Here is a 15,440-nt window from a genome sequence, read left to right as displayed (position 1 = left end):
CCGGCTCGGCGTCGAGATTGCGAACGCAACAAGTGCGCCTGACCGTCTGATGATTACCTCTCGGAGGGGGCGCGAAGCTCTTCGTTGCGGACGAAATAGTCGCCGGCCGCCGCCAGGACCGCCAGGAAGGCGGCGCCGTATCGCGCGAAGCCGAAGGCCTCGGCAGCTGCAATCTTTGCACCGCGCTTGTGCTCGAGGACAAATCTAGCCGCGGCCTCCCGAGCTTCGCCGGCAGCCTCGCCGAACAGTGCGCGCTCTTTGGCCGTTGGCTGAAAGGCCTGGCCAATGGCATGGCCAACCAACACTCCTGCCGCCGAGCCGGCGAGCATCTTGGCGCGATCGAGATTTGTAACGGCGCGAGGCGTTCCAGCCTGATAACCGTTTCGCTCTGCATGGGCATCTCGGCCGCTCGTCAATGTCGCCGGGGATGCTTCGACGCGCCCTGTAGCGGCATTGCCGTCAGCACTCCTTCGTCCCGCATCAAAAACGGCGACTGCTCCCAATGCCACGGCGGCCGCTATTCCGCCATTCTCCTTGACGGCATCCGAGATCCCCCCGACCACCGCGGCGACTTTCTGTCTGGCGTATTGAGTGGAAACGTCCGCCAAATGTCTGGGCTGCAGCCGGCGGCTCACTTCGCTCACCGGGCCGAACAGAGCTTGCCGTTCGGCTCGGCTCTGCACCAGGATATCCCTGATTTCATTGCTGGGTTGAGCCATAGCGTATTCCCTGCTTCAAGGCCGCCAGGTCGGTCCGCACCTGATTGACCGTCTCGACGGGCGTGATGGTCCACCCGGTCAGCGCCCGCTTGGCAAGATAAAGGGACATCGAACCTGCCCCGATCAAAACAAGGGCCACAACCAGGCATGCGAGCATGGGGCCAATCCCTAAAAAAATCATTGCAAGGATGAGACACTGAACAATGGCGAACGCAGCCAGCGCAAAAAACATGACAGCGGCCACTCCACACGCGCCCGATGACACGAGTGCCGTGGACTTGGCTCGCATTTCCGCCTCGAGCAGACGCAGATCGAGGCGAATCAACGATCCAAACTGGCTTAGCGCTTGGCCGAGCACGCTCCCGAAGGGCCGGTGATCCATTCCATCATCCATGCGAATGATCCTTCTCAGGAACGATCGGCGCTTCGCATGATCCGCGTCAGGACGACGCCGGCGAGGATACCGACGCCGAAAAACGCGGCTGGCTGACGCTGCGCGAATTTCGTGACGGAATCGAGCAACTCGCCGACGTTGCGGTCCCTGATATCGGTTGAGATGCGCTCGACACCTTCGGCAGCACTGCGCACCATGCTTGCGACCTGGGGCGCCTGCTTTTCGATGCCGTCCGCCGCGTCCTTGACGGAGTGGGCGATATTGGCGATAGCGTCGGCGCCGGCCGTCTTATTGGACTCGACTGCCTCCTTGAAGGCGCCCGCGGCATCAGCGGCAACAGACCCGGCATAATCCTTGGCATCGCTCGACACGGAGGCGGCGGCATTCTTCAGATGCGACGCGGTCTCCGCCGCACTTGTCTTGAGCTTGCCCAAAGCTTCTTTGCTCGTCTCGGCACGCTCAGCACCCTCGCTGCCCCGCCAGCCGTTTTCGTTGGTACCCGGTCCCGTAAAGTCGTCCGTAGTTGGCGTGTCCATGATGTTTCACTCCTGTTCCTAGGAATTGAACTTCGCTATCATCAAGCGGTTCCTGCCCCCGAGGAATAAAGGATCTGCCGCTGCGGCTGGACGCGATCACCCGGCGCTCGCCCCCTTTGGGCCCTTCGCATCGCGCGCCGTGCAGTAGGCTTTAGATCGCAACGCGTCCACGAACGCCAGGCGACGACCGGTTGGTAGAAGCGCTTGAGGCTGGCTTGGCACCGCGATCACGACCGTGCCAACAGCAAAGCGATCGAGTGGATCGCTGGGGCATCTCGGGGATTAAGAAGTAATGGTGTCGCCGATTGCTCGGCTCCGCAGGTTTGCGCTGGCTGCGAAATCGCTCGTAGCGGACCCTTCGTCGGGCAGGTTGAGGACAGTGTCCCGCCGGGACTTAGGCACTAAGCGGTGGGTCGCACTCGCCCTGATGGCTGGCGCGAGCGCAATCTGCGGAGGGTCGTCAGGTAGCTGCCGATCGCTTGAAAACGATGGTGATCCTGGTCACTTCAGTGGCGCTGGATTTGACTTCGAATTGCGCTTTCGCGTTCTCGGTCAAGGAGCGCGCGATGAGAGCACCGAGCTTGCCGGGCTTCGGCCATGTCTCGCCCTCCGGCAAACCAACCCCGTCATCGGCGATGGTGATGCGGCATCCGTCGCCATCGACCACGCTGTGAAGCGTTATCGTGCCGCCTTCTCGTCCCTTGAAGCCGTGTTTGAGCGCATTGGTCAGCAATTCGTTCACAACCAGCCCCGTGGGCATCGCAACGTTAATCGACACGGGATAGGTATCCACCTTCATGTCCAGGCGTATGCCTTCCACCGCATGCGAAGCCATTACCGCCGATGCTATCTGGCTGAGATAGATACCAAGATCGACCTCATCCTTCTGCTCGTCGTTCGACAGCGCCTGGTAGCGTCGACGCGGCCGGCCAACCTCTCCAACCGTTTCTGGTCGGGCTGATGCTCTTGTGCAGCGCTTCCTCTGCTATTACTCGAAGGCGGACCTTGGGCCCGCCTTCGACGTCCGGCTAGATTCAGCCGCCCATCTTCTTTGCCATGGCGCAGAAATCTGCGTGCGACTTGTTGAGCGTGGTATCGCCGCAATCTTTCAACACCGCTTTCTGTTCGTCGGGTTTCATGGCCGCCCATGCGGTCTTGAAATCCTTTTCCGTCTTCAATGTTTTCATGCCGGCATCGGTGAAGAACGGCGACATCTTTGCCGGATCGTCGAGTGCAGATGTGTTGCCAGCGGCAAGAGCCGAACCGGTCATCATGGAAAGCGCAATCGCGCCCACTGTGAGCTTCTTGATATTCATTGTTTCCTCCGTCGTTGGGTCATGCAGCATGACCTTCGGAAAAAACGTGGATTACGGAACTCGGTTCCCAGCGCTCCACTAGCGCAATCCCTGCATCATGAATTTGTAGATCGTGCCGATTTCCTCGTCGATCTCTTGGGCGGAAATGCCTTGTGCTTCAGCCCCGTTTCGCATCCACAGCCATTTCGATGATCAGCAGTACGTGGTCACTGATCGGATCGTCGGATAGATGGTCCGAAATCCAAAGATAGAGAAAATCGCTCCCTCGCTTGCTCATTCCTCACGAAAATCCTGCAATGAAGCGTGTCGCAGATTCTCTTCGCCGCGCAAGTGCTTCACACGGCCAATGATGCCAGGCTTGACCCATTGCGTCGCTGGCCGCTTGATACCCTTCGGCGCAGGCCCGGCATGCTCCTGGACACGCTTCCACAGCCGCTCGCGGATAGCCTGGCTGGAGTTGATGAAGGCCGAACCGACATAGCGGCCGGTTTTGCGATCGGCCATCAGGGCAAAGGCCGGCTTGCCGGCTTCACGCTCGACGCCAATCAGTTCGTATTCGTCGACCGAGTAGCATTTCGCCTTCAACCAGCTCGTCGACGGACCGCTGCGGTATTTGCTATCCTTGCGCTTCGAAACCATGCCCTCAAGCCCAGCCTGGTCGAGCAGATGGAAGATGGCCTTCGCTTCGCCCGGCAATGGCTCGCTGAACTGAATACGCCCGCCGGGCTCGATCATGCTGGCCAGGATCTCGCGGCGCTCCTCCAGCGCCATTTCGCGAAGGTCGTGGCCGTTGAGGTGCAGAAGGTCGAAGGCCACGAAATACAGGTCGTGTTGCCGCCTGGTGATCGCCTTTCGCAGCTCGCCGAAGTCGGACAGGCCGGCCTCGTTCAAAACGATGATCTCACCGTCAACGATCGCATTGTCGGCGCCGATGTTCGCCGCCTCTTTCACCAGGTCGCGATATTTGGCCGTCCAGTCGTGACCGTTACGCGTGTAGATCCTGGTGCCGTCCTCATCGATGATCAGTTGCGAGCGGTAGCCGTCGAACTTCACCTCGTGAATCCAGCCGTCGCCTTCTGGAGGCTGCTCGACAAGGGCCGGCATCAAGGGCGAGACGAACTTCAAACGCATGCACGGAACTCACACAAGCCGGCAGCTAAATAAGCTTTTGCTAAAATAGTTCCGGAACTTTGGCGGGCAATCGAGCCGTGAGGAACCTCTACTGGTCGATGAAGTTGGGGTTAGAACACGGCGGTGAAGTCCATGACCACCAAGTACCATATCGACGAAATGCAGGGCGATGAGTTGCTGGCCCTACACATCGCCCACGGAACCAGTGCATTGGAGGCCATGAACAAGGTCACGGCAGGGCCGTTCGTGATCCGAACCGTGCAGGCTCATTGGTTCCGCGTGGTGGATCAGGGCCGGAGGGAAGTTTTCAAGTTCGCGGTAGAACGATATTAATTTAGCTTCCGCTAATCCTTGACGCCGTCGTGTGCCGCGCCAGAATCAGTGCATGGCAATAAAGGTCGGCGACGAAGTAGCGATAATGGCGACGGTGCTGAAGCGCGTCACGGAAGACCGCGTCAGCGTCTCGATCCCGAGCTACAATTTCCCCCATTCGATAATCGATCCGGCCACCAAGCTGGTGAAGGGTCAGCAGATCGAGCTAACCGGCCACGTTACGCGGATTGACGGTGACAAGGTCACGGTCACGTTGGGGACGATGGTTACGGTCGATCTGGACAAGCTGCGTCTGGTCCAGAGCTACGTCCCGCCCAAGCGGAAAAAAGCGCTGATCGATGAACCGGGTTGACGCGCTATGACCAAGCTTTCAGACCTTGGCCCGCCTATTTACGGCAAGCGACATGGCGCCGGGCCAGCACGAGAAGAAGACCATTTCTATTCCTGTCCCTACTGCGGACAGTTGGTCGATCAGCGCGATCTACGCCAGGTCCTCTACCATGAAGAACCTGGGCATAAACCGCTGGATCCCGAAGACGGCGCGACAATCATTATGTTCCCGGGCGTCCGAAGATAGCGCCCTGGTGGGGGCCGGAAAACAGATCGGCCATAAGCCCCAAACCGGCGGCAACCAAAAACCAGAACCATGAAGGCGACGAGCAATGGCACGCACGCATTTGCGTTCCGCTGTGAGGCTAAGGTCCGGCGAGCCCCCGACTGAAGTCCTGCCCCCGCAACCGAAGCATTGCAATCACGTTACGACCGCACCCCGAGCACCTCGCTCGTGGAGGGCGCTGGATCAGAGTTAGAGGTGACGTCTTGAGATTCTTAGAAGCGAGGGAGACGGTGACCGTTGTCGAGAGCCCGACAGTCCACGACGTCGCAAATCAAGCAGCCAATGATAACAATACCCCTGCGCCCGATATCTCGTCAGCGCTCGACCTCATCCTTTCAGCGGACGACGACAACATTGAGGACCGTGTCAGACGAACGGAGAGACTTGGCATCGTCGTCGTCGTTATCATGGCAATCGGCCTTGCCTTCGCGCCGGCTCTGTTTGTTGCATTAACCCTCGGAATATAGCGCAGACTAGAACCGAAGGATTACTCTTCCCCGCCGCGCAGCAAGCGCCAGATATCGCCCCAATAAGCCGTAGCGAGCGACGCCAGAGTCGCCGCCGCCATACAGGTGACACCGAGGGCGCCACGCCCCATCACCTTCCAGCCATGTCACCTCAGCGGCCACGTACTCGATGCTCGTCATATCGGCATTGAGGGCGCGACGTCCTTCAACGCATGCACAGGACTCACAAGCGGCGATTCAATTAGCCTTCGCTAAAATAGCTTCGGAACATTTTAGACGACTGCATGTTTGAGCGTGATGAAGGCGCACGATCGAGGAACACTGCCCGCCCGGCGTGCTGCCGAGCGAGGAAGCTGTAAACGGCCTCTACGGGCCGGAGCTGATCCATGAGGCTGAAGCGCCGGCGGCTGCCATCGTCGCTACTATCGACAAGATGCAGTTGCGCGTGATGATGAAACCGCCTGCCCGCAGTAATCAGATAGTAGACCAGGAAGCCCACCAGCGCGCGTTTCGGCTGGCCGCCGTTCTAAGCGCGTCTTGCTGCGGGCCGCATCAATCGGGCAAGTAGCCGCCGATGCATATCTTTGAGGGGTGGGGAACGCTTCGGGGCTCTTAGAGCGCAAGACTTGGCGATGGCGGCCCTGGCGTCGTTCAGTCGCAACTGCGCTGTGGCGAGGTGGTTCACGAGCTCCGGCATTCGAACGACGGTATCCTCAATGAATCGCATCGCGGGCGCGCAAGCCAGATACTCGCCTCGCAAGTGGTCCGCTGCATCAAGCTCAGCGCTGACAAGCATCCCAGGGCTAATACCGCATGGCTGAAAGGCGAAGCGGTCCGGCCGCATCAAACCCGCCGCTTCCCGGCGGCGGTCGCGCCATCGCCGACGCCTGCCGAAAATCGAAATCCCCATAGCCATCGCCTGTGGCCCGCGGGTTCCTTCATCGGGGACTTTCGTACGCCTGCCGGCGCCCGAAACTCTTCACGGCAGCAGACGGTCCGGATCCGGGAATCAATAGCCAGAAAATGCCGTCCGCGTCGACCTTCCTAGAGCAGCCAGAGATTGACCTGGAAGCTTGGTAATTTAATCGAACTGCTCGGGGACTTGCTTGGGTTGGATGAGGTGTCAGGCACGGCGGCGGGTCGCAAGCAATCCCCAATGACGAAGTAAGAAACACAGTCTTGTCAATTTAAGCATCAGGCTGCAGCTCCAACACGAAATCCCTCAATTCGTAACCGCCTCTCATGTCGGAAACAGCTCCGAACATATTTTCACGCCGCTGGAATATCGTGGCTTGAGCACCACCATCGAGTTCGTCGGCACTGCGTCCCAAAACCAGCAAACCGCCATCGACGACTGTCTTTGCAACGGCCCGGAGCGCGCGTTCGATTTGAACGCGCGGAAAATTTCTCTCCCCAAGGGCATTCATCACGCGCACGACATCATACTGCGTAGGTGAAGGCGAAAAGAAATTATCCCTAGTTGCTACGAAGCAGTTGTCAATTTTCGTCCTTGCCATGACGTCGGGATGGAAAAGTGAAACGGACGTCAGCTTTGTTACGCTTGGAGACAACAGCCGAGCCAAAAACTCATTTGCCCGCTGGCTTCTCAATGCGATAGCGCCCAGTGCTACCTGGAGCACAACTTGGTCTTTGTCGAAGAAGACCCAGAATATCCCTTTGCGGGCCGCGCAAATCTCATCGTAGTAATCGCTTGCCGTAAGCCTGACAGGTCGCTCGTGGCTTAGCCTGTTGAACAGTTCCAAAGACGTAATACCGTCAGATGCAGCCATGTCGTGAACGGTGACTTCCTTGTCTATCGGTAACCACCGGGTGGCCGAGATGATGGCTGTGTCCAAGTCAAGAAACCGGTTAGGCCGTGTCGTTTTTGACGTGAACGGTCCACCTGGCATCGATGCAAGTATGCGCTTTCGTTCTTTGGCGGTGGGTGTGGAAAGCAACCTAACAAAAGACGGCGCTAAGATTTGCATGAGCAACCCCTTACCATGCGGCAGGCTGTCGTTAAAGGCGAACCCTGCAGGGCTGTTCAGGCGCGTCGGTGCAGGGCCAACCCAGAACTGCGCGGTCCATCTTAACGTGTGATGCGACGAGAATAGTGGCTCACCAACCTGACGCATTTTTCTGGATTATTCGCTCATCGACATGAACTAAACTCGGTCCCGTTCGTTTAGGGTTGAAAAGAGGGCGAGCAGCTTGATACTCAGTCGACATCGTAGGTTTTTTTCAAAACGATCAAAACTGGCGGCACGAGTTGCGAAATTCTTTTTGTCGCGATTTTGCGGTTCCCAAAGAGGTAACCACCTATCTGCCGCCCCCCGATGAACGGCTGCATCGCAGCTTGGAAGCGCTAGCTTGAAACGTCAACGTCGGCGACAATTGAGGGACGCTCGCGGACATCCGGGAATGTGGTGAATGGGCGCTACGAAGAGACATCTAGATCGCCTGAAAATTGCGAGCAAAATAGGCCAAGCATGGCTGCACGGTATTTTCACATCAAGCCGACTGGCTCCCGGACTTATTTCAAAGAGTAGCGGGGCGCCCGCTGACCAATTTCATCTTCTTGAACTGCACCGTCAATACGGCAATATTTTCAAGACATGGTCGGGTGGAAAGCTGACAACCTGCATCGTGGGGCATGAACTAGGCCTGAGGTTTCTGACGGAAAACAAAGCCAAGCTGCGCGCCGCCACGATCGATATGACGCCGATCTTTCCAGAGGGCTTCCTACGAGCAATGGAGGGAAGCACTCACGTCCATTATCGCCGCATGTTTCTAGCTGCTTTCCGAGCCGTCTCGCTTGAAGGTCGCAGCGCAGAACTTAGGACTATCCTTCGCAGCCGCCTGGCCGAACTGACCACCGGCGAAGGCCGGCTGCGCTCCCAGGCAGCAGCTCGAATTCTTAAACAAGCGTCGACGGCGTTGATGCTGCAACTCGTCTTGGGTGCCAAAGACGGGTCCGAGATCGCTGGTGAACTCACGGACGCGTACGATGACTATGCCCCAAACGGCATGCATATTGTCATCACGCCCACCGAGCGCGCCAAATATGAGCGCATCAAACGTTTAGTGCTTGCATTGGCGGACGACCTGAAACGATCGGAACCTGCGCCTTCGAGCTTACTCGAATACATGGTGCGGTCCCAAACGCTCGATGACACGGTCATTGGCAATTTGATACATATGACCGAATTTGCTCGTTACGATTTTCACGGCTTGTGGCGTTGGATACTTCTCGAACTGGCGGGCGAGGAGAGTTACCTGAATTTGATAGCAGCCGAACCCGATGCTGGGCGACGCGAGTTGATGGCAAAATCAGCAGTATCCGAAACCCTCCGCATGCAGCAAAGCGAGTTTATCCTTCGGACTGCCATCATGCCGATCGTCTTCGAAGGCTTCCTTATTCCAAGGCGAAGTCGAGTCAGGATCTGCATTTGGGAAGCGCACAGAGACCCCGGCCAGTTTCTCGATCCGGATGTCTTCAAGCCCGACCGATTTGTCGACAAGAAATTCTCAGGCGCTTCTTATGCTCCGCTCGGACTTGATCATCACCGGTGTCTGGGCGCTGGTTGGACGGTTCAGTTGAGCGGCATGCTCGTTGAGGAGCTCGCAGAAAACTTTTCCGTCAAACTCTTCAATTATGGCACCGTCAGCCGAGGTCACTTCCACTATGAGCCAGGTCCCGACTCTCACATATCATTGACGGCAAGGCGATGATCCGCGAACCGCGTGCTGAGGTAATGACGCGCGTCTATATTGGCATTGCCTCGCGAGATCGGCCGAAAATGGTTTCAGAACTTCTTGACTCGGTTGCTCGCCTCGACATCAGAGCGAACCTTGAGCTGGCAATCATTCTCGTTGAGAATGGCAATGGCGAAGTCTTGCGGCAGGCAGTTGAGCGTTTTGCGGCAACCCGTGCTAGCATCAAGATTCATCACCTTGTCGAACCGCGGCTGGGTATTGTTTTCGCGCGCAACGCCGCTCTCGAGTTTGCTATCAACTCGAAGTTCGATGGCTTGGCGTTCGTTGATGACGATGAGGTCGTCACGCCCACCTGGATTCTCGAACTGCTATCGGAACAACAACGCGGCCAATATGACATTGTCGGAGGGCCGGTCAGGGCATTTGTTGACCCGCGTCCATTGACCTTCTGGAACCGAATCGTCTGGAAGGGTCTCTCATCGCGCGTACAGCAGGTGGAGCAAACATGCGGCGAAAGAAAAGCCAACGGCAAAGAGTCAGAGATTGTCCTCTCAACGAATAACTGGCTTGTGAGCCTGCCTTTCGTTCGAAAGGCGAACTTGAGGTTCGATGAGCGCTATAATTTAACTGGAGGAGAAGATACGCGGTTTTTGCGGGATGCATGGCAACTTGGTGCCAAGACGGGGTGGGCACCCAAGGCTGTCGTTCGCGAGCAGATCGTGCGCGAACGGCTGTCGCCATGGTACCAGATTAGACGAGCGCGCGACCACGCCCTTGTATCTTTGAATGACAAATCTCATCGACGGCCGGCATCGAAATGGCTCCGTGCGCCTGTGTCTGCAATTTTCAAACTTCTGTCCGGGTTGGTGCTGTTGTTGCTTGCGCCCTTTACGGGAGGGGCGACATTCTTCAATGCGCTCAGGGCTCTAGGCGAGGCCGCTGGCCGCACCCAGGGTCTCTTAGGCATCAAAAGCAAGCATTACAGTCTGACAATGGGCAAATGACGCTTGTCGAGCGGGCCGCACACGACGCCCATTGCTTTGCCTCGAAGCGCCCTTTTGCTTCCGCCATTTCCGGGCCTCGCTGTCTACACCATTTCGCATAGGAGCCCGTCCTCTCAGCGCCCAAGGAGCGCGGCCGCAACGGAATTATGGTGCGAGAAGGCACCCAGCGCCTCGCAACTAGGGGGATTAGTTGAAGGCGGGGATGGTGGTCACGGTCTCCTCCTGAAGCTTTGCCTTAATCTCCTCGGGTGTGAGGTCTGGGCCTCCCGGAATCAGATCGTGCTTCTTGAGCCACCAGATCGGTAGCTCCTCGGCGTCGCAGTGGGCCAGGTTCGCGTTGATCTGCGATCGCAGCCGCTTCAGTTCCTGCACGGTGATCACAGTGCTGGCGACCTGGTCGAACTTCGGCCGCACCACACCGATGCTAGTGCGGACTTCGACCAAAATCGGTTCGGCGAGCTGCAGCGAGCTTGGCCCGTCGAGCTCGAGCTTCGAGGGCAGCGCGCTATCGCCGGGGACGAAGGTGAAGCCAGTGCTGCCGTCGGTGGCGGGCATGCGCACGGGAATGACCTTGTCGACCGATACGGACGCTGTGCCGGTCGTCGTGAGCTTAGCCTCGCATGCATACTGATCGAGCGGGCTGGGTCGTCGTCGAATGCCTTGAGGGTGGAGTAGCCCAGCACGCCACACGACACGAACGGAGCGTTTTGTGCAAACCGCGACGCTGTCACCCTCAACTCGCCGGGGCTTAGGTTCGTAACGCTCCATGTGCCGCCGACGGTCACCGCTTCGGCATCGGCTGAGAACGTCGTGATCGCGCCAGGAAGGGCTCTCGGTGCTGTGAACGGAATGCGGGCGCGGTACTTAAAGCGTTCGATTTCCTCCACCGTCGTACCCTCCGGGAGACCGTCGATCCCGGAGGCGATCTCGGCGATGGTGTGGGACACCTCGTCGAGCAGCACGCCGAGCAGCTCGTTGAGCACTATCGCCGCCAGCCAAACCGACGAGCGGGACGAACGCTGCGACGAGGCCGGCGATCACGGCCCGAATCCCGTCGGCAAGGTCGTCGGCCGCGGAGGCGTCGATTTCGACTATTACCTCGCCGGCCTCGTATCCCACCGAGATACCGAACGAGGCCGAGACGACGTTGCCAAGCACCTCGACGCCGTCCTCCCGCACATTAAGATAGGGCCTGATCGTGAAGGAGGCGCGATCGCCGTGGCCAGAATACTGCACATCGACGGTGCGCACCCGATACTGGCCGAGCGCCTGCGTGAGCCGCCCCCAGATCTGCGTCTGGATCGTGAGGCTCAGGTCCTTTGGAAGTGCGACAACGGCCCAGTCGGCGCCGCCGAGCCTCACCGTCATCACGCCGTTATAGAAGTCGGTCCAGCGATAGGCGTTGCCGTCGTCGGCCACTCGGCCCGGTCGCGTCGAGGGCGATCCCCTGGTCCCAGAATTGCAGGCCCTTGGCGAGCGTGTCCGAGAGATCCAACTTGAAAGGCTTCAGGTTGAGAAGCGCTTTCAGCTTGTCCATCGCACATTGCTTTGGGTCGACGACGCCCGCGATCGACGGGAACGTGATGCCGACCAGGAGGTCGCGGAATCTCGTCTAAAGCGCCAGCACGCCAATCGAAGATTGCTTTACCTCGAGGTCGAAGATGAGCGTGCCGTCGATGGTCACATCCGGAGTAGCGACGCGGTTCGGGTTTGCTGCGATGTTGGCTTCGGCCGTTATATCGACAGTAACGTCGACAGCCAGCTGCGTCTGTCGCGTGGTGATTGCGTTGTAGCCGGGACCTTGGTCGTGGCCGGCGTTGACATGCAATAGTTGGTAGGACGCCATCACGTCGCGGCGGAGGCTCGCGCCGCGGTAGCGCACCCGCTGTAGCTGCATGCCAAGGTAGGGGTCCGGTAGCGGGCGCGGTATCGCGAGCAGCGTCTGGAGCACCTGGTCGGTGAACTTTTTGGCGCTAACCTGGAGCTCAAGCGTTGAAGTCATAGGATAACTCCAGCTGCGTGAAGGTGATCACTGGTGCTCACTCTGTGGCGCTAGAAAGGGACAATCTCTCCGGGTGCCGTAGCGGAAAAATGCGTTGCCTTTTCATCATACGCAATCAGGGGACTGCGTCGGTTGTAGGTGGCATTGTAGTTGGCGAATTCTGCAAATAGGATGAAAACAACCACGACGCCGCGATCCACGCCACGGTCGCAATCAAAGAGCCCAACTCAGCCAACGCCATTTGGCGCGTTCGCGGCTTGGGCCGAAGCGATAAAGCAGAGAAATTCCGGTCAGCATCGCGCAGACCAGGACCGGCCACCGGGCCGCTGCGACTAGCGTCTCCGTCCACGCATCGAGATAGAAATAGCGCAAGAATGCGGGAACGACGCCCACCGTGAGCAACAGCACGATGCCGATCAGCAACGCTCCGACGGTGAATAGGATCGACATCAGGTTGAGCGTGATGAGGCTGCGTTTTTCGCGTTCCTCATAGGCGATCGTGGACATCGAGGTCGCGGGCAGCCTGGGCCACCGTAACGCCCCGATCCTTGATCAATCTAACAGCCTCAAGCTTTAACTCGCGGCTGAATTTCCTTCGATTCCAACTCTCCAGTTCCGTTAAACACCTTATCTCGGTGTCCACGAAACCGGCAGAAGGCCATACCGCAATAGATCCCTCGGCGCCGTAGTCGGTTTGATGATGTGGACGTGGATTTCCGTCATCATCCGTCGGTGCCGCGATCAATGCCGAGATGGAGCATCAGACAGCCCTAGACTCCACGACAGGCCCGCCCCTGCCCATGGGCAAGCGTGGTGCAGTTGTAGCGGATACGTTGGGCAAAACCGCAGACTGATTGGCAAGCGCACAGAGCAGCCGTCGTCGTGGATCCTATCAGCGCGCGAAGCTAGATACGGCCACTTTTCTGAGTTGCCACCGCCTCAGGACACAACGTGCGTTCAAGGAAAAAGTTGAACAGCGATGTCGATACCGCGTCTGCTTTCATGCGGCGCACGCTGCCCTACCCCTTGCCGTGCAACCAAAACCGCCGTTTTGTCCGGTTCGATATTTCGGGGGATATCTTGGGACCATCCAGCAAGGACAGGGCGAGCGCCGCGTTTCGCAGCGCCGGAGACATGGCTGAGCGTATCGGTTCGTTTGGTTGGGGCGCTACATCTATCGGGCCGGTCTCTTCATGGCCCCACAGAGCTGAAGACACTCGTCGATCTCATTCTAGGCTCTGCACAACCTATGTTTGTCGTCTGGGGCCAGGACCACATCTGGCTCTACAACGATGCCTTCATGCCGGAAAGTCGGGGCGGCAATGGTTGATATCCTGCGCACGGACAATCCAGAACTCAAGGTTCTCTACACCACGGGCTACACGCGCAACGCTATCGTTCACGACGGTATTCTCGATTCTGGAACGAAGATCTCGCGGAGAAGGTGAGGACGATTCTCGACGGTCGTTGAAAGGTTTTGAACAGCGAAGCCTCCATGCCTGCGCGACGCTTTGGCCGCAGGAGCGTGTCTTCAACTTCCGGATCGGGAAGCAGATGGCGTCGCAATCTGCGTGGAGCCTATCCAGGCCAGTGACTTTGGCCAGGGAAATTCCCCAGGGCGATATTAGTGATCGGCGCGACAGCCACGCCAGATGGCGAGGGTTATGACCTTGAATTGGGTACTTGGTCGGATGGTTGCTGCCCGTTTGATTGATGAGTCTTGTCTTCCACCTCATTCACGGGGCGCGTCAGCCCACCGCCATGCTTGGTCTTCTCGTTTCCCGCCGCGTCCTGAGAGAACGCATCCGAAGGGTCCGCGCCGGTCTTTGCCGGATATTTTGTCGCCCCGGTTTCGGGATGGCTCTTGTTGTCACGCATGTCTTGACACTCCTGATCAAAGATAACCCGCCCACGCCAGTGCTAGGTCCAGATGGAACATTCCTAAGGTAGGTCGTTGGCCCCAGCGAAGCTGCCGAACCGAACTGCGAGGATTGCCGGCGCATAAGCGGTAGTGCATTGACGTTTTTCAGCATTGGCCGCGGCCTTAGGAGCCTACCTGGTCTCCCTCAGCTCGGTCGGCTACCACGCAATCCCATTCCGCGATCAGTAGCGGCACCAACGATATTGCCGGCCTATCTCCTCAGGCCAAAAAAGCTCAGCACCGCAAGAACAACGACGACTAGCCCTACGATGTAGATAATGCTGTGCATATGTCGGCCTCCAAAATAATAGGCAGGCCACGCTGTTTGCCTGCCGATCTGGTCATTGCGTCGAAATCAACATTTCCGACTGCCTAATGTTCCATAGGAGGCCGTATTTTTACGACGTCGTCCTTGGGCGGCTTTAGCGGGTTTTGCTGCTTTGGTCCTTGCGTTGGTGCGCGCCTTGGAAACGGTCCGACAAACGACCGAGATCTTTTTGATGGCAACAGGACATCCGTTTACCTCCGAAATTGCGTCTACCAATGGATCTCGACGATACGCCCTTCGCCATCGACCGACCCGTAGTCCCCTCGATGCCCCGGCGGGTCCTTCGGTAACGTTAGGAAACCCCTTTCTTCCAAACGCCGCAACCGTTCAGTGGCCGGCGACCTTATTAGCGGCAATTGCTGCCGCGATCGAAGTCCACCTCTTGATCGGGACGAGTCCTGGATGCTCCTGCTCATAGATCACCACCCGCCAGCCTTCCTCAAATCGCCCGGAACCAAAGCGATCACACGATGTTAAGCAGGCGAAGGGCCATCTTAAATCGTTGAGGATCTTAACTGAAAACCGCCATTCTTAGTGCTTCGGCACTGTGCCTGCTCGTACCATCCGTGGCCTCGGCCGACGCGATCGTAGTTCAGACCATCGACATCACCGACACTCACTGGAACAATGATCGTGTGGTCATCTATCGCGAAGGACATCGCCTCCATCACCGCCGACATGGCGATATCGCTTTCTTCGATCACGGTCGCCGGCACCATCGCTCCGACACGGTCGTAATCCGAAGCCCGATGGATCGATCGCACCATCGGCATCGCCACGTTGTTATCCAGCAGGACGAGAATGGAGGATACTGACGGCAGCCCTATGCCCGGCTCTCAATTCGAGAGCCGGGCACAAATGTATTACAACGTAACGGTAGGACATCGGCCAAAAGCTTCGTCGCCGTCATCGAAGTCGCTCGAACCTGGAATGCGGAAAAGATCAAAAGACTGCTG

The 15,440-nt window shown here is 58.1% G+C and carries 19 protein-coding genes and 3 pseudogenes; 8 read left to right on the top strand and 14 right to left on the bottom strand.

What is annotated here, in order from left to right:
• Nucleotides 1–53 precede the first annotated feature (53 nt).
• The 6 genes and pseudogenes from JG747_RS36290 to JG747_RS36260 all read right to left on the bottom strand — a co-directional run bounded on the left by JG747_RS36290 (nt 54) and on the right by JG747_RS36260 (nt 4,096).
• Nucleotides 54–719: a hypothetical protein gene (locus JG747_RS36290; RefSeq protein WP_199201965.1), complete on the bottom strand. Its 666-nt coding sequence runs from the start codon at nt 717–719 to the stop codon at nt 54–56.
• The gene (locus tag JG747_RS36285) at nt 700–1,113 is read right to left on the bottom strand and encodes a phage holin family protein (RefSeq protein WP_199201964.1); all 414 of its coding nucleotides are present in this window, start codon (nt 1,111–1,113) and stop codon (nt 700–702) included. Before JG747_RS36285 ends, JG747_RS36290 begins: the two co-directional genes overlap by 20 nt.
• A gap of 14 nt (nt 1,114–1,127) precedes the next feature.
• The gene (locus JG747_RS36280) at nt 1,128–1,649 is read right to left on the bottom strand and encodes a hypothetical protein (RefSeq protein WP_064982355.1); all 522 of its coding nucleotides are present in this window, start codon (nt 1,647–1,649) and stop codon (nt 1,128–1,130) included.
• A gap of 460 nt (nt 1,650–2,109) precedes the next feature.
• Nucleotides 2,110–2,609: pseudogene (locus tag JG747_RS36275) on the bottom strand (ATP-binding protein); the annotation flags it as partial.
• A gap of 74 nt (nt 2,610–2,683) precedes the next feature.
• Nucleotides 2,684–2,965 carry a hypothetical protein gene (locus JG747_RS36270; RefSeq protein ID WP_027047929.1) on the bottom strand — a complete coding sequence of 94 codons (282 nt, stop codon included), beginning with the start codon at nt 2,963–2,965 and terminating at the stop codon, nt 2,684–2,686.
• A gap of 273 nt (nt 2,966–3,238) precedes the next feature.
• The gene (locus JG747_RS36260) at nt 3,239–4,096 is read right to left on the bottom strand and encodes an ATP-dependent DNA ligase (protein WP_199201963.1); all 858 of its coding nucleotides are present in this window, start codon (nt 4,094–4,096) and stop codon (nt 3,239–3,241) included.
• Nucleotides 4,097–4,228: 132 nt separating this feature from the next.
• Here JG747_RS36260 and JG747_RS36255 point away from each other — a divergent pair, with 132 nt between their 5' ends.
• From JG747_RS36255 to JG747_RS36230, 5 genes are all read left to right on the top strand, one after another.
• Complete coding sequence (locus JG747_RS36255) at nt 4,229–4,429, top strand: hypothetical protein (RefSeq protein WP_019863657.1); 201 nt, start codon at nt 4,229–4,231, stop codon at nt 4,427–4,429.
• Between the two features lie 52 nt (nt 4,430–4,481).
• Nucleotides 4,482–4,781: a hypothetical protein gene (locus JG747_RS36250; protein WP_199201962.1), complete on the top strand. Its 300-nt coding sequence runs from the start codon at nt 4,482–4,484 to the stop codon at nt 4,779–4,781.
• Nucleotides 4,782–4,833: 52 nt separating this feature from the next.
• Entirely contained in the window at nt 4,834–5,079 is a 246-nt protein-coding gene (locus JG747_RS36245) for a hypothetical protein (protein ID WP_019863655.1), read from the top strand.
• 196 nt (nt 5,080–5,275) lie between these two features.
• Nucleotides 5,276–5,512, top strand: a complete 237-nt coding sequence (locus tag JG747_RS36240; RefSeq protein WP_202362421.1) for a hypothetical protein — start codon at nt 5,276–5,278, stop codon at nt 5,510–5,512.
• Between the two features lie 334 nt (nt 5,513–5,846).
• Nucleotides 5,847–6,080 carry a hypothetical protein gene (locus JG747_RS36230; protein WP_199201960.1) on the top strand — a complete coding sequence of 78 codons (234 nt, stop codon included), beginning with the start codon at nt 5,847–5,849 and terminating at the stop codon, nt 6,078–6,080.
• 619 nt (nt 6,081–6,699) lie between these two features.
• On the opposite strand, the gene JG747_RS36225 is transcribed toward JG747_RS36230, so the two are convergent.
• Nucleotides 6,700–7,368 (bottom strand): hypothetical protein, encoded by a 669-nt coding sequence (locus JG747_RS36225; protein ID WP_019864017.1) that lies wholly within the window; start codon nt 7,366–7,368, stop codon nt 6,700–6,702.
• Between the two features lie 574 nt (nt 7,369–7,942).
• Here JG747_RS36225 and JG747_RS36220 point away from each other — a divergent pair.
• The gene (locus tag JG747_RS36220; RefSeq protein ID WP_199201958.1) at nt 7,943–9,244 is read left to right on the top strand and encodes a cytochrome P450; all 1,302 of its coding nucleotides are present in this window, start codon (nt 7,943–7,945) and stop codon (nt 9,242–9,244) included.
• The gene (locus tag JG747_RS36215) at nt 9,241–10,233 is read left to right on the top strand and encodes a glycosyltransferase (RefSeq protein WP_019864014.1); all 993 of its coding nucleotides are present in this window, start codon (nt 9,241–9,243) and stop codon (nt 10,231–10,233) included. Before JG747_RS36220 ends, JG747_RS36215 begins: the two co-directional genes overlap by 4 nt.
• Nucleotides 10,234–10,419: 186 nt before the next feature.
• On the opposite strand, the gene JG747_RS36210 is transcribed toward JG747_RS36215, so the two are convergent.
• From JG747_RS36210 to JG747_RS36190, 5 genes and pseudogenes are all read right to left on the bottom strand, one after another.
• Nucleotides 10,420–10,788, bottom strand: a complete 369-nt coding sequence (locus JG747_RS36210) for a hypothetical protein (RefSeq protein ID WP_202362420.1) — start codon at nt 10,786–10,788, stop codon at nt 10,420–10,422.
• A 309-nt stretch (nt 10,789–11,097) separates the two neighbouring features.
• Nucleotides 11,098–11,652, bottom strand: a complete 555-nt coding sequence (locus tag JG747_RS36205) for a hypothetical protein (RefSeq protein ID WP_147377504.1) — start codon at nt 11,650–11,652, stop codon at nt 11,098–11,100.
• A 193-nt stretch (nt 11,653–11,845) separates the two neighbouring features.
• Nucleotides 11,846–12,235 (bottom strand): hypothetical protein, encoded by a 390-nt coding sequence (locus tag JG747_RS36200; RefSeq protein ID WP_199201955.1) that lies wholly within the window; start codon nt 12,233–12,235, stop codon nt 11,846–11,848.
• A 213-nt stretch (nt 12,236–12,448) separates the two neighbouring features.
• Entirely contained in the window at nt 12,449–12,685 is a 237-nt protein-coding gene (locus JG747_RS36195) for a YhjD/YihY/BrkB family envelope integrity protein (protein ID WP_236952537.1), read from the bottom strand.
• 40 nt (nt 12,686–12,725) lie between these two features.
• Nucleotides 12,726–12,848 (bottom strand): annotated as a pseudogene (locus JG747_RS36190) (transposase); the annotation flags it as partial.
• Between the two features lie 60 nt (nt 12,849–12,908).
• Here JG747_RS36190 and JG747_RS37470 point away from each other — a divergent pair.
• A pseudogene (locus JG747_RS37470) lies at nt 12,909–13,089 on the top strand (ribonuclease); the annotation flags it as partial.
• An 808-nt stretch (nt 13,090–13,897) separates the two neighbouring features.
• On the opposite strand, the gene JG747_RS36185 reads toward JG747_RS37470, so the two are convergent.
• Together JG747_RS36185 and JG747_RS36180 are read right to left on the bottom strand one after the other, a co-directional pair.
• Nucleotides 13,898–14,113 (bottom strand): hypothetical protein, encoded by a 216-nt coding sequence (locus JG747_RS36185; RefSeq protein ID WP_199201954.1) that lies wholly within the window; start codon nt 14,111–14,113, stop codon nt 13,898–13,900.
• An 865-nt stretch (nt 14,114–14,978) separates the two neighbouring features.
• Entirely contained in the window at nt 14,979–15,257 is a 279-nt protein-coding gene (locus JG747_RS36180) for a hypothetical protein (RefSeq protein WP_199201953.1), read from the bottom strand.
• Between the last annotated feature and the right edge of the window lie 183 nt (nt 15,258–15,440).

This window comes from Mesorhizobium sp. 131-3-5, assembly GCF_016756575.1.
In the GTDB taxonomy this organism is placed as follows: Bacteria; Pseudomonadota; Alphaproteobacteria; order Rhizobiales; family Rhizobiaceae; genus Mesorhizobium; species Mesorhizobium jarvisii.
The sequence above is the reverse complement of the archived record's forward strand: the minus strand, read 5'-3'. Positions and strand labels throughout refer to the sequence as shown.